The organism is Trabulsiella odontotermitis (assembly GCF_030053895.1).
GTDB lineage: Bacteria > Pseudomonadota > Gammaproteobacteria > Enterobacterales > Enterobacteriaceae > Trabulsiella > Trabulsiella odontotermitis_C.
In genome coordinates this window covers 947,799-967,404 of record NZ_CP125781.1, presented here as the reverse complement: position 1 = coordinate 967,404, position 19,606 = coordinate 947,799, and the positions used below count along the sequence as shown (strand labels likewise).

Sequence of the window (19,606 nt, the reverse complement as noted above, 5' to 3'; positions counted from 1 at the left end):
ACAAAAACGATGGATAACAATCAGACCCGATTTTCTCAGCGTGTACTGAGCTGGCTGCTGAGTACCCTGCTGGCAACGCAACCGTTTCTGCCCGCGGTGGCTGCGACCATCACCCCCACCGGTAACACAAAGATGGACAAGGCAGGCAACGGCGTGCCGGTGGTGAATATCGCCACGCCTAACGGAGCTGGGATATCCCATAACAAATACAATAATTACAATGTCGGTAAAGAGGGGTTAATCCTCAACAACGCCACCGGCAAACTCAATCAGACCCAACTGGGTGGTCTGATCCAGAACAACCCGAACCTGAAAGCGGGTCAGGAAGCCAGAGGTATCATTAACGAAGTCACCAGCGCTAACCGTTCACAGCTTCAGGGTTATACCGAAGTGGCGGGTAAAGCGGCGAACGTGATTGTTGCCAACCCTTACGGCATTACCTGTAACGGCTGCGGATTTATCAATACCCCAAATGTGACACTGACCACCGGGAAACCGGTACTGGATGCCAGCGGCAACCTGCAGTCGTTTGATGTCACTAAAGGCAGCATTACCATTGAAGGTCAGGGGCTCGACGGCAGTCTCAGCGACTCAGTATCCATTCTTACCCGCGCCACGGACATTAACGCCGCCCTGCATGCAAAAGACCTGACAGTGATTGCCGGGGCCAACAGGGTGACGGCGGACGGTCGCGTCAGTGCACTGAAAGGTGAAGGCGAGGTACCGAAAGTCGCCATTGATACCGGCGCACTCGGCGGGATGTACGCCAACCGTATTCAACTGGTCTCCGGTGAAAGCGGCGTCGGGGTGAACCTCGGTAACCTCAATGCCCGCAGCGGTGATATTACGCTGGATACGAACGGCAGACTGACCGTCAACAACAGCCTCGCCACCGGCGCCATCACGGCAAAAGGCCAGTCCGTCACCTTAGCCGGCGATCACAAGGCAGGCGGTAACCTGACCGTCAGCAGCCAGAGCGACATCGCTCTTGGCAACGGTTCGCTTAACAGCGACAACGACCTCAGCCTGACTGCCAGCGGTAAAATCACTCAACAGAATGAAAAACTGATCGCCGGTCGGGATGCCACGTTGCGGGCAACCACCCTTTCTCAGGATGGCAACAGCCAGACCGATGCCGCACGCAATATCGCCCTGAATGCAGGTAGCAGTGTGGCAACACAGGGGCGCGTGACCGCCGGGCAGAACCTGAGCGTCACCACCGGCACACTCAGCCACAGCGGCGAACTGGTCGCCGGTAATGCCCTGTCGCTGAATGCTACAAACCAGACGCTGAGCGGTGCGGTAAACGCCACCGGCGATATCACGGTGCAGGGACAGAACCTCAGCACCACCACCGCTTCGCAGATTCAGGGGCGTAACCTGACGCTCAACGCGAAGCAGGCCACTCTGGGCGGTACCCAGGCGGCGAAAAGTCAGTTAAAAATTACCGCCAGCGAACGTCTGACCCACAGCGGCAAAAGCAGTGCAGAGGCACTGAACATTAACGCTCCGGCATTGATTAACCAGGGCGTGATGACGGCCACCACCCTGAACACTCAGTCACAGACGCTGACCAACAGCGGTCTGTTGCAGGGCGATTCACAACTGCTGCTGAACACCCGCCAACTGGATAACCAGCAGGCCGGGACTCTGTACAGTGCCGCAAACCTGACGCTCAGTATTCCCGATATCGTTAATAACGGTCTTATCTCTGGCGATGCCGCCCTGACCGTCCAGACCACCACCCTCACTGGTGACGGTCTGCTGCAGGGAGTGAGCGCCCTGACCCTCGCGGGTGACACACTGACGCAGGGCACCGCAGGCCGCTGGTTAACTGCGGGCGCGCTGGATATCACCGCCGGGCAGCTCACCACCACAGGAACCCTGCAGGGTGAGAACGTCACGCTGAACGGTACGGGCTGGAACCACAGTGGCAGCCTGCTGGCGACCGGTAATCTCTCCGCTACCCTCGCCAGCCAGTTTGTTAACAGTGGCGACATCATGAGCCAGAGTAACGCCATTCTGACAGCACAGAGCACGGACAACCAGGGCCAGGTGCTGTCAGCAGGCAATCTAACCCTTGCGGGAACGACGCTGAACAACCGTACCACAGGCTCGCTGCTGACCGCCGGTGATCTGAACGCCAGCACCAGTACCATCAATAACCAGGGACAGTGGCAGGGTAAACGCGTGCTGACTGACGCGCTGTCACTGACGAATGGCGGCATTATTCAGGCGTCAGAAAGCATGAGCGTCCGTCTGACCGGTAACCTCACCGGCGCGGCAGGCAGTAAGCTCATTTCGAATGGTGAGATGGCGCTCAGTGCGCTGAATTTAAGCAACAGCGGACAATGGATCGCGCAGAACCTGACGCTGTCGGGTGACACACTGACCAACGCAGGCGACATCACCGGCGTCAGTGGTCTGGCGGTTTCGCTGAACGGGATGCTGACCAACCAGACCGGCGGCAAAATGCTCAGCGCCGGTGCGCTGGCACTGCAGGCCGCAGGCATCAGTAACGCCGGACAACTGCAGGGTAAAGCTACGACTGTCAACGCCGCGTCGCTCGCCAACAGTGGACGCGTGCAGGGGGAATCGCTCGACCTGAACATCAGTGGCGAGCTGAACAACGCCGTGAATGGCGTATTGCTGAGTCAGAATGCGCTCAGCCTCTCCACCGCGACACTTATCAACAACGGTACGCTGCAGGGCGGCGGCGCGACCACGCTCACCGCCAGCACTCGCGCGCAGAACGACGGCAACATCCTCTCCGGCGGCAGACTCACACTGACCACGCCACAACTCACCACTGGCAGTAACGGGCTTATCCAGGCGCTGACATTGCTGGTGAATGCCGTGCAGACCGTTAACGGCGGGAAGATAGTGGCGACCGGTGATGCCGAGCTGCGCGGAACCAGCCTGACCAACACCGGCACGCTGCAGGGCGCAAACCTGCAGGTGCTGAATAACACGCTGACTAACAGCGGCACCGTACTGGGCACCTCTTCCCTTACCGTGAAGAGCGCTACCGTTAATAACCAGGCAGACGGCAAACTGTTCAGCGCCGGGGATCTGTTGCTCGACAGCAACACCCTCACCAGCGCCGGTCAGGTCGTCGCGCTTGGCGATACCACCCTGAAACTGGTTAGCGCCCTCACCCACAGCGGCACCCTGGCGGCGGGCAATCTGCTCTCCGTGACCTCGCAGGGGGCCATCACCAGCAATGGCGTCATGCAGGGCAACGGCCTGCTGCTCAGTGCGGGGGGCGTGCTGACCAACAATGGTCAACTGACCACCGGCACGGCCAGCAGCACGTTCAATGCGCAGAGCATTCTGCTTAACGACGCGGGGAGCCTGTCGGCGGGCGGTGACGTACAGATGACCTCACGTAGTGATATCACGGTGAATGGTTTTCTCGGTACGGCAGGTAACATGACGATGAACGCCGCCGGAACGCTGCTGAACACCGCACTGATTTATGCCGGTAACAATCTGCAGCTGTTTGCTGACCGCATTCACAATATTTACGGCGATATTCTGGCGGGCAACAGCCTGGTGATGCAGAAGAATGCAGCGGGTGCGGCGAACACGGAGATTATCAATACATCAGGAAATATCGAGACCCTCAGGGGTGATATCACGATGAAGACGGGTCATCTGCTGAATCAGCGGGATGGTCTGAAAGTTACAGAAACACATATTAATGGCGGGCAGGCGATCCCCGGCATCGGCGATGCAACGGTAAATATCGATATCAGTAACCTGGCTGAGGGAAGCTATGGCATGACCAGCGAGGTGGTTGAGCGCCAGGTGGGATCGTGCAACGGCCATGGTGCGTGTAACTATATTCACTGGAATCAGTTCTATTATGCGATGTTTACTGATTCAGCCGTACAGAAATTCATCGCCAACCAGACCCGGCTTGATGTAACAAGCACCGGAGGCGTGGCGCAGATAGCATCAGGCAATAACCTGACCATCGCCGCCGGTACGCTGGAAAACCAGGCCAGTAATATTCTGGCTAACGGGAATATCATCCTTACCGGAAACGTGCTCAATAATCAGAGCTGGCAGTCAGGGACAGCCACAGAGTGGTATGTCTATCAGTACGATCCCGGGCGTATCGGGTATGCGGTAGATCCGGAAACCGGCTACCCGACAGACGGGAATAAATACTCAGACGTTATGCCGGACAGTAATACAATTGCGTTTACGCTGGTCGGTCATGATACCTCACGGGAAAATGGCGATATTTATCGATCTGTTATCCAGGCGGGCGGCAATGTTAATGCCACTTTCACCAGTGATATCAGTAATACCAGTGCCACCGCCAGTGCCGGGCAGATTAGTAACGCTATCACCACCCCGTCGCTGACACCGCTCAGTCAACAGGCGGTAAGTGATGCGGAACAAACGCAATCGCTCACAGACGCAGACACTGTCGCAGTCAATTCCCCCGAATGGCGCGATGAAGTCAATGAGGCACTGCAAAACCTGACCGGTGGCGATTCACTGGATAATTCAGCCACCGGAGCTTATCCCCTCCCCTCGGGCAATAACGGCTATTTTGTTACGTCCACCGATCCGGACAGCCCGTATCTTATTACTGTTAACCCGAAACTCGACGGACTCGGTCAGCTTGACCCCAGCCTGTATGGCGACCTTTATGCGCTGCTGGGCATGCAACCGGGCGATGCGCCGCGAGAAACGAACAGCGCGTTTACTGATCAGAACCAGTTCCTGGGATCGTCGTATTTCCTCGACCGGCTCGGCCTTAACCCGGATAACGACTATCGCTTCCTCGGTGATGCGGCATTTGATACCCGCTACGTCAGCAATTACATCCTCAACCAGACCGGCAGTCGCTATATCAACGGTCTCGGCTCTGACCTCGACCAGATGCGATACCTGATAGATAACGCCGCCGCCACGCAGAGCGCCCTCGGCCTGCAGTTTGGCGTCGCGCTGACGGCCGCGCAGATCGCCGCACTCGATCAGAGCATCCTGTGGTGGGAATCCGCGACCATCAACGGTCAGACGGTGATGCTCCCGAAAGTGTATCTGTCACCGAAAGACGTTGTCGTGCAGATCGGCAGCGTTATCAGCGGAAATAACATTCAACTGGCTGGTGGTACTGTCATCAACGATGGCAGCACCATTACTGCGCAGAATGCATTAGCTATCGACAGCAGCAACAGCCTCAGCAACCTGAATACCGGACTGATAAACGCTGGCGGGAACCTTTCACTGAGCGCGCTGGGTGATATCAACAATATCGGCTCGGCTATCAGCGGTAGGACCGTACAACTGGAGAGCGTGACCGGCAGCATTAACAACATCACTCAGACACAGCAGTGGGATGTAAATGCGAAAGGGCGTACCGGCAATGTCCATATTTCAGGAACAGACGTCGGACCGACAGCCTCCATCACCGCGAAGGACTCCCTCGATCTTTACGCCGGGAAAGATATTAACGTCACCGGCGCAAATGTCGCTGCAGGTGGCGATCTCACCATGGCAGCAGAAGGTAATATTAACGTTACGGCGAATGAGATCGCAGAGCACAAGAGTCGCACCGGATTCAGGGGTAAGGGCGATATCAACAACAGCTCTGTCAGTCAACAGGGCAGCAGCATCACTGCAGGCGGTAATCTCGCCATGCAGGCGGGCAACGACCTGAACGTCTCCGCGTCTTCTGTATCTGCAGGTGAAAGTGCCCTGCTCGCGGCGGGCAATGACCTGAACCTGAATGCCGCACGTGAAGGAGAAACGCAGCGCAACGGCAAAGCTGAAAGCCACGAAAGCCACGCGGCAGTCTCCACGGTGACAGCCGGAGATAATCTCACCCTTGCCGCTGGTCGTGATGTGAACAGTCAGGCTGCCGGGATTGCGGCGGAAAACAACGTCGCCCTGCAGGCGGGCCGCGACATGAACCTGATGGCGGAATCTGCCAGCCAGGGCAACAGCTACATGTCGAAAAACAAAAAAGAGATTAATGAATCGGTCCGCCAGCAGAGCACGGAAATCCTCAGCGGTGGAGATACCGTGATGGTTGCCGGACGGGATATCACGTCTGAGGCCTCTTCTGCAACAGCGGGGGGAGATATTGCCCTGGTTGCCGGGCGTGACGTTACGCTGACCACCGCTACCGAAAGTGATTATCACTATAAGGAAGAGAAGAAAACCAGCGGCGGATTCCTCAGCAAGAAAACCACACACACCATTGAGGAAGACAGCGCCACCCGGGAGAAAGGCTCCCTGCTTTCCGGGAACAGCGTCACCGTCAGTGCGGGTAATGACCTGAAGGTAAAAGGCTCAGATGTGGTGGCTGACCAGGATGTGGCACTGGCTGCCGGCAATAACGTGGAGATTACGGCGGCCACCAACACCGATACATCCTGGCGCTTTAAGGAAGAGAAAAAATCCGGTCTGATGGGTACCGGTGGCATTGGTTTCACCATCGGTAGCAGTAAAACCACGCATGACCGCCGTGAGGCCGGTACCACACAGAGCCAGAGTGCCTCCACGGTGGGCAGTACGGGCGGTAACGTCAGCATCACCGCGGGTAACCAGGTGCATATCAGCGGCTCGGATGTGATTGCAAACCGGGACATCAGCATTACCGGTGACAGTGTGGTGATTGACCCGGGTCATGACCGTCGCACCGTGGACGAGAGATTTGAGCAGAAATCCACGGGTATCACAGTGGCCCTCTCAGGTGCTGTCGGCAGTGCGCTGAATCAGGCTGTATCCGCTGCGCAGGATGCAAAAAACAGCAGTGACAGTCGACTGGGGGCACTGAAAGGGACTCAAGCCATCCTGTCCGGCGTACAGGCCGGAGCGAATTATGGATTACAACAGCAGAGTGCTGACCCGAATAACGGTATCGGCGTGAGCATCTCCCTGAACCATCAGCAGTCGAAGTCAGAGACGAAATATCAGCACGATATGGTTTCCGGCTCAACCCTCAGTGCCGGTAACAATGTCTCCATCACTGCCACCGGGAAAAATAAGGACCAGAACAACAGCGGCGATATCCTCATTGCAGGCAGCCAGATTAAATCCGGCAATGACACAACCCTTAACGCGCAGAATGACATTCTTCTCGCAGCCGCCGCGAACACGCAGCAGACCACAGGGAAGAACAGCAGCAAGGGCGGTGGTGTCGGCGTCAGCTTTGGTGGCGGGACTAACGGCGGCGGGCTGAGTATCTTCGCCAGCATTAACGGGTCAAAAGGCAGCGAGAAAGGCAACGGCACGACCTGGACCGAAACCACACTGGATGCGGGTAAAAATATCTCCCTCACCAGCGGACGGGACACCACCCTGTCCGGTGCCCAGGTCAGCGGTGAGAAAGTGACCGCTGATGTGGGGAACAACCTCACGATTTCCAGTCTTCAGGACAGTGACCGCTACGACAGTAAACAGAACAGCGTGGCCGCAGGCGGCAGCTTTACGTTTGGCGGAGGTGGCGGGAGTGCCTATGCCAGCATCAGTCAGGACAAAATCAAAAGCAATTACGACTCGGTTCAGGAACAGAGCGGAATTTACGCCGGAAAAGGTGGTTTTGATGTCACTGTGGGTAATCACACCCAGCTTGACGGGGCAGTGATTGCGTCCACGGCAACGGACGATAAAAACCGACTCGACACCGGAACGCTGGGCTGGACGGATATTCACAATGAGGCGGACTACAAAACCAGTCATACCGGTATCAGCGTTTCCGGTGGCTCCGGGATGTCAGGCAGCCAGATGGTGGCCTCAAATGCAATGGCAAATGCGGCGAATGCCCTTACAGGACTTTCGGGCAGCAAGGGGCATGCGGAAGGCACCACGTCATCTGCCATCAGTGGCGGCAGTATCGTCATACGGGATAAGGAAAATCAGAAGCAGGATGTGGCTGACCTCAGCCGGGACCCGGAAAATGCCAACGGCAGCATTGCTCCTATCTTTGACAAGGAGAAAGAACAGCAACGTCTGCAGCAAGCACAGGTTATCAGCCAGATTGGCGGTCAGATGAGTAACATCGTCATGACACTGGGTGAAACTGAGGCGATGCAGAAAGCAAGAGATAAGCATCCGGGCCTGAGTGATGAGCAACTGCGCAACACGCAAGACTACAAGGATGTCATGAAGGGCTACGGCACGGGCAGCACATCGCAGATGGTGGTACAGGCCATCACGGGTGTGCTGGGCGGACTGAATGCTGACAACTTCGGTCAGGCGCTGGCGGGTGGGCTGAATCCGGCAGTCGCACAGCTTATCAAGCAGACAACCGGAGACAACCAGGAAGCGAACCTGATGGCACATGCTGTCTGGGGTGCACTGGCAGCACAGCTAGGCGGAAACAATGCTGCAGCCGGTGCAGCAGGTGCGTTCAGTGGGGAGCTAGCGGCACAATACATCATCAATAACTACTATGGTGGTAAAACCGACAATCTCAGCGAACAGGAACGTCAGCAAATCAGCATGCTGGCAACCATCGCATCGGGGGTAGCCGGTGGACTGGCAGGCAACAGTGCAGCAGCAGGGACCGGTGCTCAGGCGGGTAAAAATGCAGTTGAGAATAACTCGCTTAGTGAGGAAGAAGAAAAGCGGCTCGGGCTTCGACCGGGCAAAATTATTGACATTAACCCTTTATTTAACAGTACTGCCAAAGTTCTTGATGGGGATGGCGATCCACTGAAAGGTGGTGGTGGTGGAGCTAAGTTTTCGATTAATAAAGGACAGCAAAATAAACACGTACCAGGTACGAATGAATTCAAAATCGCTTCTGAAGCAGGGTTGAATAAGAGCACACTTTCAGTTTCCCCTGACTCATTGCTTCCTAAATTGGGAACTGGTCAGCAAGTAGGTAACGTTCCTGTCGGGACTCCTGGTTCAAAAGAGCGTATAAACTATGGGAAGCCTATAGGGAACTACATAGACCCTCAAACAGGAATATCCATACCGACAACGAACGGTATCGTTCACTATGGGAAAAATGGTGTCCACATTGTTCCTGCAAGGCCATCAGAAAAATGAAGGAGAATGTGATGACTTCCTCGGATTTAAGTTCATATGTAAGGCTTTCCTTACAAAGGGCTCTGTTAGGTAATGTAACTCCAAACATTCGAGCTGTAGTTGTTGAATTGAAAAATAAAAATATCAGCTTGCTGTTTTATTTTGACGGTGAACCCAATGACGATGATGAGGAGTTAGTGTCAGTGGTAGAAACTGAAGTTATTGCGGATTTTGATGAAGATTTTGTCATAGAGGCGATTGCCACGAGGCTTGATTATCCTCAACCCATTAAGAATACTAATGGAATGTTGGTATTCTTAAGAAACGAATAGCTCAGACACACGTCGGGGCAAAAAATTATTAACCATTTGCTCACCGTTTTCCTTAGAAAAAGCGGCTTTTTGCGGCTCCGGAAGAATATCAAGAACCACCTCGAGGGACAGCACAGACGCATCCCCATCGGTGGTACTACGACTGACCGTTTTATCAGGATCGGATGCTGCAGCATAAAGCCGATTAAGTGATCGTCGGTAAACTTATTTTCCGCGAGTCCTTTTGTAAGCACACCCGTTTTAGTTCCACGCACTTTTTGAGATTTCCGGTTTTTCAGCCATCAGCCGGTACTCTTCCGGCGTCAGGTTATTCAGGGATTCATGAGGTCGCTCACTGTTATATTCCGTCAGCCAGCGCTCTGTTATTTCCCGTGCTTCATTCAGTGTCCTGAACAGGTAAAAATCCAGTATTTCTGTCCGGTAGGTCCGGTTAAAACGTTCGATAAACGCATTCTGTGTTGGTTTGCCTGGTTTAATAAATTCCAGTGCCACACCATGCTCTTCTGCCCATTGCGCCAGCGTCAGCGAAATGAGTTCCGGGCCGTTGTCCATCCGCAGTTTCAGCGGATAACCCCGGTTTGCCACGATCCTGTCCAGCACCCGGACCACCCGTTGTGCCGGGATATTCAGATCGATTTCTATTGCGAGGGCCTCGCGGTTAAAGTCATCAACCACATTGAAGGTCCGGAACCGTCTGCCGCAGACCAAAGCATCATGCATAAAGTCTATCGACCAGCTCTGGTTAAGTGCTTCCGGCGTTGCCAGTGGTGACGGGTTACGTACCGGCAAACGCTGCTTTCCTTACGGCGAAAATTCAGTTTCAGCAGGCAGTAAATCCGGTGGACTCTTTTATGGTTCCAGGGATTGCCTTGTCTGCGAAGTATCTGAAAAAGTTTATTAAATCCATACCGTGGATAGCGCTCAGCCGCTACAGTCAGCGCCACAATCACTGGCTCATCACGCCGTGTATCCGGCTGGTAACGAAATACCGTCCTGCTCAGCGATAACATCCTGCATGCCCGGCGTATGCTCATCGCAAACTGGGCAGTCAGATAGTTGACGAGCTCACGTTTTATCGCTGATTTTAAAGCTTTTTTTCGATGACGTCTTTTAACGCACGATTTTCCAGACTCAGGTCAGCAAACATTTGTTTCAGCCGGCGGTTTTCGTCCTCAAGATCCTTCATCTTTTTGATATCAGAGGCTTCCATACCGCCATACTTCGCTTTCCAGTTGTAATAGCTGGCCTCAGAAATACCGGCTTCACGGCAGACATCCTTGACGGTACGTCCGGCTTCGACGGACTTCAGAACGGCAATGATCTGGTGTTCGGTGAATCGGGCTTTACGCATGGCGATCTCCTCCGGGAACATAATCAGTATGTCGGAAGATCTCTAAAAGTGAATGGGCCGGTTTACGGGGATGGTTACAGGCGGCTTTTGTTCGTTATTGGGCTGTCGCAGTAAGAACGTTGAAACCACTGCCAGCGCGGTGATATGCTCCCGACTACCACACACCAACCACGCGACAGGCGCGGCGATTGTGCAATGTGTAGTTACGACTGTACCTGCATTAGCGGGGCTAAGTAACTAGCTGATAAATAAAAATATGTTTATTTATCAGTAATTTGGAGCGGGCGAAGGGAATCGAACCCTCGTATAGAGCTTGGGAAGCTCTCGTTCTACCATTGAACTACGCCCGCGAAGAAGTGCGTGAAACATTATAAACGTTATGTCCTGCCTGACAAGACTCGCCCACGCTAACTGGTGAGAAAATAATCTTTTAACACTTAGGCTTACTGCCTTGCGGTGGCAGATAACGCAGCGGATCAATAGCCGTTGCGCGATAGCGGATCTGGAAGTGCAACCGCACGCCGTCGGCATCGCTGCTACCCATGGTCGCGATCTGCTGCCCAATTTTCACGTTCTGACCGTTGTTTACCATCAGCTTGTCATTATGCGCATAGGCGGTGATGTAGTCTTCGCTGTGCTTAATCATCACCAGGTTGCCGTAGCCGCGCAGTTGGTTGCCGACATAGACCACCTTACCTGCTCCCGCCGCATACACTGGCTGACCGCGCTGGCCTGCGATATCGATGCCTTTGTTACCGCCATCTTTTGTTGAATACGGCAGCACGACTTTTCCGCTGGCAGGCCAGCGCCAGCAGCGCTGCCCGACGGGCGGCCATGAGGATGTCGGCACGGCGGAGGACGGCGTGACTTTTGCGGTGCGGGTGGATTTACTGCTCATTTTCTTTGAGGAGCCCGACGAGCCATTCACCTTCAGCCGCTGCCCCACCTCGATGGTATAAGGCGGTGAAATGCCGTTAAGCCGCGCCAGATCCTTCACGCTGGTACCGGTGAGGCGCGAAATGCGGTACAGCGTATCGCCGCGCTTCACGGTATAGGTCGCTCCGCTGTAACTACCGTCAGAGCCTGATTTACTGCCAGAACAACCAGCCAGCAGTAATCCGGCCAGCAGGCAAAGCATCAGGCAAAAGGGAGAGCGATTCAGGCGTCCTGCGCGCAAAGCAAATCCTCAAACAGCGACAATCGGATGGCCTATGATAGCAGCCTGAAGCAAGATGCCAATGCCTGGTGAGGCTTAAAATCGACTGAAACCGAGGATCTACAGGCAAAAAAAAGCCCCTTCGCTCTCGCGAGCCAGGGGCTTTTCACCGTCAGACGATTATTTCTGTGGGCGCAGAGCCGGGAACAGAATCACGTCGCGAATGGTGTGGCTGTTGGTGAACAGCATGATCATACGGTCAATACCGATACCCAGACCGGCAGTCGGCGGCAAACCGTGTTCCAGCGCGGTAACGTAGTCTTCGTCGTAGAACATGGCTTCGTCGTCACCAGCGTCTTTCGCCGCAACCTGATCTTTAAAGCGCTGCGCCTGATCCTGCGCATCGTTCAGCTCGCTGAAGCCGTTACCGATTTCACGGCCGCCGATGAAGAATTCAAAGCGGTCAGTGATTTCCGGGTTCGTGTCATTACGACGCGCCAGCGGAGATACTTCAGCCGGGTATTCGGTGATGAAGGTCGGCTGAATCAGATGGGCTTCTGCCACTTCGTCGAAGATTTCGGTGACGATACGGCCCAGACCCCAGCTCTTCTCAACGTGAATGCCGACAGATTCCGCGATGGCTTTCGCAGAATCGAAGTTATCGAGATCCGCCATGTTGGTTTCCGGACGGTATTTCTTGATAGCTTCACGCATGGTCAGTTTGATGAACGGCTTGCCGAAGTCGAACGTGTGTTCGCCGTAAGGCACTTCCGTTTTACCCAGCACGGTTTCGGCCAGCGTACGGAACAGGGATTCGGTCAGCTCGATCAGATCTTTGTAATCAGCGTAAGCCATGTAGAGTTCCATCATGGTGAACTCAGGGTTATGGCGAACGGAGATACCTTCGTTACGGAAGTTACGGTTGATTTCGAAAACACGTTCGAAGCCGCCAACGACCAGACGTTTCAGGTACAGTTCCGGCGCGATACGCAGGTACATGTCCATATCAAGGGCGTTGTGGTGCGTGATGAACGGACGTGCAGACGCACCACCCGGGATCACCTGCAGCATCGGGGTTTCGACTTCCATGAAGCCGCGCTCAACCATGAATTTGCGCATGCCAGCCAGGATTTGAGAACGCACTTTAAAGGTACGACGGGATTCATCATTCGCGATGAGATCCAGGTAACGCTGACGATAACGGGCTTCCTGATCCTGCAGGCCGTGATACTTATCCGGCAGCGGACGCAGCGCTTTGGTCAGCAGACGCAGTTCAGTACAGTGAATAGAAAGCTCACCAGTCTGCGTTTTGAACAGCTTACCGCGGGCACCAACGATGTCTCCGAGATCCCATTTTTTGAACTGCTCGTTGTAAATGCCTTCCGGCAGGTCGTCACGTGACACATACAGCTGAATACGGCCACCGACATCCTGCAGCGTGACGAAGGAGGCTTTACCCATGATTCGACGGGTCATCATACGGCCAGCAACAGAGACTTCAACGTTCAGGGAGGCGAGTTCTTCGTTTTCCTTGCCATCGAATTCAGAGTGCAATTGGTCAGAGGTGTGATCGCGACGGAAATCATTCGGGAAAGCGACAGCCTGCTCTTCACGCAGCGCGGCCAGCTTTTCACGGCGGGATTTCAGTTCATTATTAAGGTCAATTGCCTCGTCGGCACCTTGTGCTTGTTGTTCAGACATTTTGGTTCCTCATAACCCTGCTTTCAAACTTGCTTCGATAAATTGATCCAGGCTGCCATCCAGCACGGCCTGGGTATTGCGGGTCTCTACACCAGTACGCAAATCTTTAATGCGCGAGTCGTCCAGGACGTAAGAGCGAATCTGGCTCCCCCAGCCGATGTCGGATTTGGTATCTTCCATCGCCTGTTTCTCGGCATTTTTCTTCTGCATTTCCAGCTCATAAAGCTTCGCTTTCATCTGCTTCATGGCCTGGTCTTTGTTCTTGTGCTGTGAACGGTCGTTCTGACACTGCGTTACCAGCCCGGTCGGAATATGGGTAATACGTACCGCGGATTCCGTACGGTTAACGTGCTGCCCGCCCGCGCCAGACGCGCGATAGACGTCAATACGCAGATCAGCCGGGTTGATATCAATGTCGATATCGTCATCCACTTCCGGGTAGACGAATGCGGAGCTGAACGACGTGTGGCGGCGGCCACCGGAATCAAACGGGCTCTTACGCACCAGACGGTGAACACCGGTTTCGGTACGCAACCAGCCATAGGCATAGTCACCAGAAATTTTGATGGTGGCGGATTTCAGGCCCGCGACTTCACCTTCTGACTCTTCAATGACTTCGGTTTTGAATCCGCGCGCTTCAGCCCAGCGCAGGTACATACGCAACAGCATGCTCGCCCAGTCCTGCGCTTCCGTACCACCGGAACCGGCCTGAATATCGAGATAGCAGTCAGCGCTGTCATATTCGCCAGAGAACATGCGACGGAATTCTAACTGAGCCAGCTTCTCTTCCAGTTGATCAAGCTCAGCTACCGCTTCATTGAAGGTTTCTTCGTCGTCGGCCTCAACGGCCAGCTCCAGCAAACCGGAAACGTCTTCCAGACCCTGGGACATGAGATCCAGCGTTTCAACGATGGCTTCGAGGGAGGAACGTTCTTTACCCAGCGCCTGAGCGCGTTCTGGTTCGTTCCAGACATCCGGCTGTTCCAGCTCGGCGTTTACTTCTTCGAGACGCTCTTTCTTGGCATCATAGTCAAAGATACCCCCTAAGAACGTCGGAACGTTCAGTGAGATCCTGAATGCGGTTTTTTACCGGATTAATTTCAAACATGGTCTGTTTTCTTTAATGGACTTGTAAAATGCGGCGATAAAGTCGGAATTTTAACGGATTTCCGCCTTTTTTTATAGCGAATATCACGGTTATCCGGGCCAGATATTGTCAATGATGAGCTGTACGCTTCGGTTGCCACGAAACTCATTGATATCCAGCTTATACGCCAGCTCCACTTCACGCACGCCGTTATCGGGCCAGCAGGTGGTGTCGATATTAAAAGCGATGCCGTCCAGCAGCGGCCCACCGCCGACTGGCTCCACCATGACTTTCAGATGGCGCTCGCCCACGATGCGCTGTTGCAGCAGGCGAAAACGCCCGTCGAACAACGGCTCTGGAAACATTTGTCCCCACGGACCGGCATCGCGCAGCATCTGCGCCACTTCCAGCGTCATTTCCGCAGGAGTAAGTGGACCATCGGAGACCACTTCGCCCTGCAACAGCGACGGGTCGAGCCATTCCGTCACCAGTTCGCCGAAGCGCAGCTGGAATTCGTCGAAACGCGCCTCTTCAAGCGACAGGCCCGCCGCCATGGCATGGCCGCCGAATTTGATCATCAGGCCCGGATGCAGCGTATCCAGCCGCTCCAGCGCATCGCGCATGTGCAGCCCCTGGATGGAACGTCCGGAGCCTTTCAGCGTGCCATCGCCCGCAGGGGCGAAAGCGATCACCGGACGATGAAAGCGTTCTTTGATCCGCGATGCCAGAATACCCACCACGCCCTGGTGCCATTCGGGATGGTACATCGCCAGCCCGCCCGGCAGCGTCGCACGGCTGCGTTCCAGTTTTTCACACAGGGTCAGCGCTTCCGCCTGCATCCCCTGCTCGATCTCTTTGCGCGTCTGGTTGAGCGCATCAAGTTCATTCGCCAGCACTCGTGCTTCACCGGGGTTGTCGCACAGCAACAGCGCCACGCCGACAGACATATCATCCAGCCGCCCTGCCGCATTCAGCCGCGGCCCCAGCGCAAAGCCGAGATCGCTTGCCGCCAGCTTTTGCGCGTCGCGGTTAGAGACTTCCAGTAACGCTTTAATTCCCGGGCGGCATTTCCCCGCACGAATGCGGCTCAGCCCCTGCCAGGTAAGAATGCGGTTGTTGGCATCAAGCGGGACCACGTCAGCCACGGTTCCCAACGCGACCAGATCCAGCAGTTCCGCCAGATTCGGCACCGCAATGCCACGTGCCTCAAACCAGCCGTTATCACGCAGATGCGTGCGCAGCGCCAGCATCAGATAAAACGCAACACCGACCCCCGCCAGTGATTTTGACGGGAAATGGCAGTCGCGCAGATTGGGGTTGATGATCGCGTCAGCGGCAGGAAGTGTATCGCCAGGCAGGTGGTGATCGGTGACCAGCACCGGGATACCTAACGCATGCGCGCGTTCCACCCCGGCGTGGGAAGAGATACCGTTATCGACAGTGACGATCAGCTGCGCGCCACGCGCGTGAGCCTGTTCGACTACTTCCGGGCTGAGGCCGTAACCATCTTCAAAACGGTTAGGCACCAGATAGGAGACGTTTTCACAGCCCAGCGCGCGCATGGCCAGCACGCTGAGTGCCGTACTGGTGGCGCCGTCGGCATCGAAATCGCCCACCACCATGATCCGCACCCCTTCACGGAAGGCGTTGTAGAGGATCTCCACTGCTTTTTCCACGCCACTGAGCTGCTGCCAGGGCAGCATCCCTTTGACGCTACGTTCGAGATCATCGGCGCTTTTCACGCCCCGACTGACGTACAGACGGCGCAGCAGCGCGGGGAGATCGTCGGGAAGTTGCACCGTGTCGTCGACTTCACGACGACGAAGTTGAATCTGTGGTTTCACGCGAATCAGTTACCGCTGGTCTGTTTCTGGTGTGCGTCCAGGAATGCCTTCATCTCTTTAGGCCCCTGATAACCCGGTACGACATAGCCATTGTTCAGCACAATCGCTGGCGTGCCATTCACGCCAAACTGCACGCCGAGCGCGTAGTGTTTCGCGATATCAATATCGCAGCTTGCTGGTTGTACATCTTTGCCGCCCATCGCGTCATCAAAGGCTTTGTTGCGATCTTTCGCACACCAGATGGCTTTCATGTCCTGCTCCGCCTGGCTCTGAATACCCTGACGCGGGAACGCCAGATAACGCACGGTAATGCCCAGCGCATTGTAGTCTTTCATCTCTTCATGCAGCTTGTGGCAGTAGCCGCAGGTGATATCAGTGAAAACCGTAATGACGTGCTTTTCCTGTGGCGCTTTGTAGACGATCATCTCTTTTTGTAGCGCATCCAGGCGAGTCATTAACAGTTGATTGGTGACGTTGACCGGCTGTGCGCCGCTGACGTCGTACATCGGTCCCTGAATGATGTGTTTGCCGTCTTCGGTCACGTACAGCACACCGCTGTCGGTCAGCACGGTTTTCATGCCCGCCACTGGCGCGGACTGAATCTCCGGGTTCTGAACGCCGAGTTTAGTCAGCGACTGTTTGATGGCGGCGTCATCCGCATGAACCGTTCCGGACAGCGAAGCGGTCAGCAGGGTGAACATCAGTAAACCTTTTTTCATACCTTTTCCTTTTTATCAGCACTCACGCTCGCGGGTGATGCTGTTGATGAAGTTGCCGCAGGCGCTCGGTGGCGACATGGGTGTAAATCTGCGTCGTTGAAAGATCGCTGTGCCCAAGCAGCATCTGCACAACGCGGAGATCCGCGCCATGGTTCAGCAGATGTGTCGCGAACGCATGTCGTAACACGTGCGGCGAAAGCTTTTCGCTGTCTATGCCCGCCAGTTGGGCATAGTGTTTAATTCGGTGCCAGAAGGTCTGGCGCGTCATCTGTTGCGCGCGCTGGCTGGGGAAAAGGACGTCAATGGAGACCCCGTTCAGCAGCCAGGGGCGACCATACTCAAGGTAATTCTCCAGCCAGTAAATGGCCTCTTCACCCAGCGGCACCAGCCGCTCTTTGTTGCCTTTCCCAATGACGCGCACCACGCCCTGACGCAGGCTGATATCGCTCATCGACAGGCTCACTAACTCAGTCACGCGAAGACCAGTGGCATAAAGCACTTCCAGCATGGCTTTATCGCGTAACTCCAGCGGCTGGTCAACCAGCGGCGCCTGCAAAAGCCGGTCAACCTGCGCCTCGCTGAGATCTTTCGGTAGCCGCTGCGGCAGTTTTGGCGACGCCAGACGCGCGCTCGGATCATCCGTACGTATTTTTTCACGGTACAGATGCTGGAAAAGCCGACGCATAGCGCTCAACAGCCGTGCGGAGCTGGTGGCTTTATAACCGCCTGCCTGCCGCTCTGCCAGCAATGTCTGGAGATCCTCGTTCGTCACCGTCTCAAGCGTTAGCCCACGATGCTGCAGCCATTCAACCAGCATGGACAGATCCCGACGATAGGCATTGAGTGTATTTTCCGCCAGATTTTTCTCAAGCCACAATGCATCAAGAAACTGTTCGATAAGTGCGAGATCCTTTTCCACATCGGCCCCTCTGAGTTTGCAACCCGTGCCATTATGCCTGAACAGACCGCATTTCTGTTACACTAGCGCGAAGTCATAGCAAGAAATGAGATGTTCAGGCGATGAAGATTGGTCTTTTCTACGGTTCCAGTACCTGCTACACCGAAATGGCGGCGGAGAAAATTCGCGATATTATCGGCAGCGAACTGGTCGCGCTGCATAATGTGAAGGATGACTCACCGGCGCTCATGGAGCAGTACGATGTACTCATCCTTGGCATTCCCACCTGGGATTTCGGTGAAATTCAGGAAGACTGGGAGGCCGTCTGGGAACAGCTTGATACGCTGAACCTGCAGGGCAAAATCGTTGCGCTGTACGGAATGGGCGATCAACTGGGTTATGGCGAATGGTTCCTTGACGCGCTCGGCATGCTGCATGACAAGCTGGCGACGAAAGGCGTGACGTTCATTGGCTACTGGCCGACAGAAGGTTACGAATTCACCAGCCCAAAACCGACCGTAGCTGACGGGCAGTTGTTCGTCGGTCTCGCGCTGGATGAAACCAATCAGTACGATCTGAGCGACGAACGCATTCAGACCTGGTGTGAGCAAATTCTCGGCGAGATGGCTGAGCAATTCGCCTGACGCCACACGCTACTCCTGCGCCGGTCTTTGCAAAATGACCCGGCGCAAATCGCGCCACTCCCTGCTATCCATACTGTCTGCCGCCAGCCATAAATGCTGGCCGCGGCGTTGCCCCACCCGACGCAAACGCAGCAGCATCCCGATGCTCAGCATCCACGGTGTGCCGAGAATTTCCCACTCCTGGTTCTGCCAGCGAAGCCGCCCGTCCATCAGCAGTTTGATTTCACCCTGTCGGGCGTTAATCCGCCGCTGGCTGCGAACGCTGTCGAACACCACCAGCGACAGCAGCAACAGCCATAACGGGGTATAGCTGAGAGGCCAGGGCATCAGCAATACAACCGCCGCCACAACACCATGCAGCAGCAGAGAAATCCATTGCGAGCGCCACGAGACGCGAAGATCAGATTGCCACAGGACCACGTTCCCGATTCCGTGTCTGAATTAAGAGCACCATGCGCTGTAACCCGGCATCGTCGGGTTTTCCGTGATTCATCAGCCAGTTAAACAGATCCGGATCGTCGCACTCCAGCAGACGAATAAAAAGGCGCTTGTCGTCGTCAGTCAGCGTATCGTACTCATGCTCAAAAAACGGCATGATAGAGATATCAAGTTCGCGCATACCGCGGCGGCATGCCCAATGGATACGAGATTTATTATTAATGTCCATGTTGTCCTTCCTGCATAACAATACAGAATAGTTTAACGCGTTTTCCGCCCTTACTTTACAGTAATATTAAACTGTGCGGCGCGCATTCAGCAAAAAACCCTTTGATGTGCAAGGTTTTCAGTTTTTCCCGTAGCGGTACGCAGAACTGTAAAACGGCACAAATGGCCTGTTGAAAGCGCTTGCATTAGGCACTGTCTCTTTTAC

The 19,606-nt window shown here is 55.0% G+C and carries 11 protein-coding genes, 1 tRNA gene and 2 pseudogenes; 3 read left to right on the top strand and 11 right to left on the bottom strand.

Going from position 1 to position 19,606, the window contains the following annotated elements; translation table 11 throughout:
- Nucleotides 1-9 precede the first annotated feature (9 nt).
- Both QMG90_RS04750 and QMG90_RS04745 read left to right on the top strand, forming a co-directional pair.
- Nucleotides 10-9,024 (top strand): hemagglutinin repeat-containing protein, encoded by a 9,015-nt coding sequence (locus QMG90_RS04750; protein ID WP_283282808.1) that lies wholly within the window; start codon nt 10-12, stop codon nt 9,022-9,024.
- A gap of 11 nt (nt 9,025-9,035) precedes the next feature.
- Nucleotides 9,036-9,335, top strand: a complete 300-nt coding sequence (locus QMG90_RS04745) for a MafI2 family immunity protein (protein WP_283282807.1) — start codon at nt 9,036-9,038, stop codon at nt 9,333-9,335.
- Here QMG90_RS04745 and QMG90_RS04740 read toward each other — a convergent pair.
- The 9 genes and pseudogenes from QMG90_RS04740 to xerD all read right to left on the bottom strand — a co-directional run.
- A pseudogene (locus QMG90_RS04740) lies at nt 9,321-9,556 on the bottom strand (ArsC/Spx/MgsR family protein); the annotation flags it as partial. The gene QMG90_RS04745 and the pseudogene QMG90_RS04740 sit on opposite strands and share 15 nt — an antisense overlap.
- A gap of 19 nt (nt 9,557-9,575) precedes the next feature.
- Nucleotides 9,576-10,686 (bottom strand): annotated as a pseudogene (locus tag QMG90_RS04735) (IS3 family transposase).
- 276 nt (nt 10,687-10,962) lie between these two features.
- Nucleotides 10,963-11,036: transfer RNA gene (locus QMG90_RS04730), tRNA-Gly, on the bottom strand.
- 80 nt (nt 11,037-11,116) lie between these two features.
- A complete protein-coding gene (gene actS, locus QMG90_RS04725) occupies nt 11,117-11,863 on the bottom strand; it encodes an amidase activator ActS (protein WP_283282806.1) in 747 nt (248 codons plus the stop codon).
- Nucleotides 11,864-12,022: 159 nt separating this feature from the next.
- Complete coding sequence (lysS, locus tag QMG90_RS04720) at nt 12,023-13,543, bottom strand: lysine--tRNA ligase (protein ID WP_283282805.1); 1,521 nt, start codon at nt 13,541-13,543, stop codon at nt 12,023-12,025.
- Between the two features lie 9 nt (nt 13,544-13,552).
- A protein-coding gene (gene prfB, locus QMG90_RS04715; RefSeq protein WP_283282804.1) for a peptide chain release factor 2 occupies nt 13,553-14,651 on the bottom strand; the annotation gives its coding sequence in 2 pieces (ribosomal slippage) (nt 13,553-14,575 and nt 14,577-14,651; 1,098 coding nt in all).
- A gap of 89 nt (nt 14,652-14,740) precedes the next feature.
- Nucleotides 14,741-16,474 carry a single-stranded-DNA-specific exonuclease RecJ gene (recJ, locus tag QMG90_RS04710; RefSeq protein WP_283282803.1) on the bottom strand — a complete coding sequence of 578 codons (1,734 nt, stop codon included), beginning with the start codon at nt 16,472-16,474 and terminating at the stop codon, nt 14,741-14,743.
- Between the two features lie 5 nt (nt 16,475-16,479).
- The gene (gene dsbC, locus QMG90_RS04705) at nt 16,480-17,193 is read right to left on the bottom strand and encodes a bifunctional protein-disulfide isomerase/oxidoreductase DsbC (RefSeq protein ID WP_283282802.1); all 714 of its coding nucleotides are present in this window, start codon (nt 17,191-17,193) and stop codon (nt 16,480-16,482) included.
- A gap of 22 nt (nt 17,194-17,215) precedes the next feature.
- A complete protein-coding gene (gene xerD, locus QMG90_RS04700) occupies nt 17,216-18,112 on the bottom strand; it encodes a site-specific tyrosine recombinase XerD (protein WP_283282801.1) in 897 nt (298 codons plus the stop codon).
- 101 nt (nt 18,113-18,213) lie between these two features.
- On the opposite strand from xerD, the gene fldB reads away from it, so the two are divergent.
- On the top strand, nt 18,214-18,735 hold the full coding sequence (gene fldB, locus QMG90_RS04695) for a flavodoxin FldB (RefSeq protein ID WP_283282800.1): 522 nt from the start codon (nt 18,214-18,216) through the stop codon (nt 18,733-18,735).
- Between the two features lie 9 nt (nt 18,736-18,744).
- On the opposite strand, the gene QMG90_RS04690 is transcribed toward fldB, so the two are convergent.
- On the bottom strand, nt 18,745-19,155 hold the full coding sequence (locus tag QMG90_RS04690) for a protein YgfX (RefSeq protein ID WP_283282799.1): 411 nt from the start codon (nt 19,153-19,155) through the stop codon (nt 18,745-18,747).
- Nucleotides 19,136-19,402, bottom strand: a complete 267-nt coding sequence (gene sdhE, locus QMG90_RS04685; RefSeq protein WP_054177491.1) for an FAD assembly factor SdhE — start codon at nt 19,400-19,402, stop codon at nt 19,136-19,138. The genes QMG90_RS04690 and sdhE overlap by 20 nt, the downstream gene beginning before the upstream one ends.
- Nucleotides 19,403-19,606: the final 204 nt, after the last annotated feature.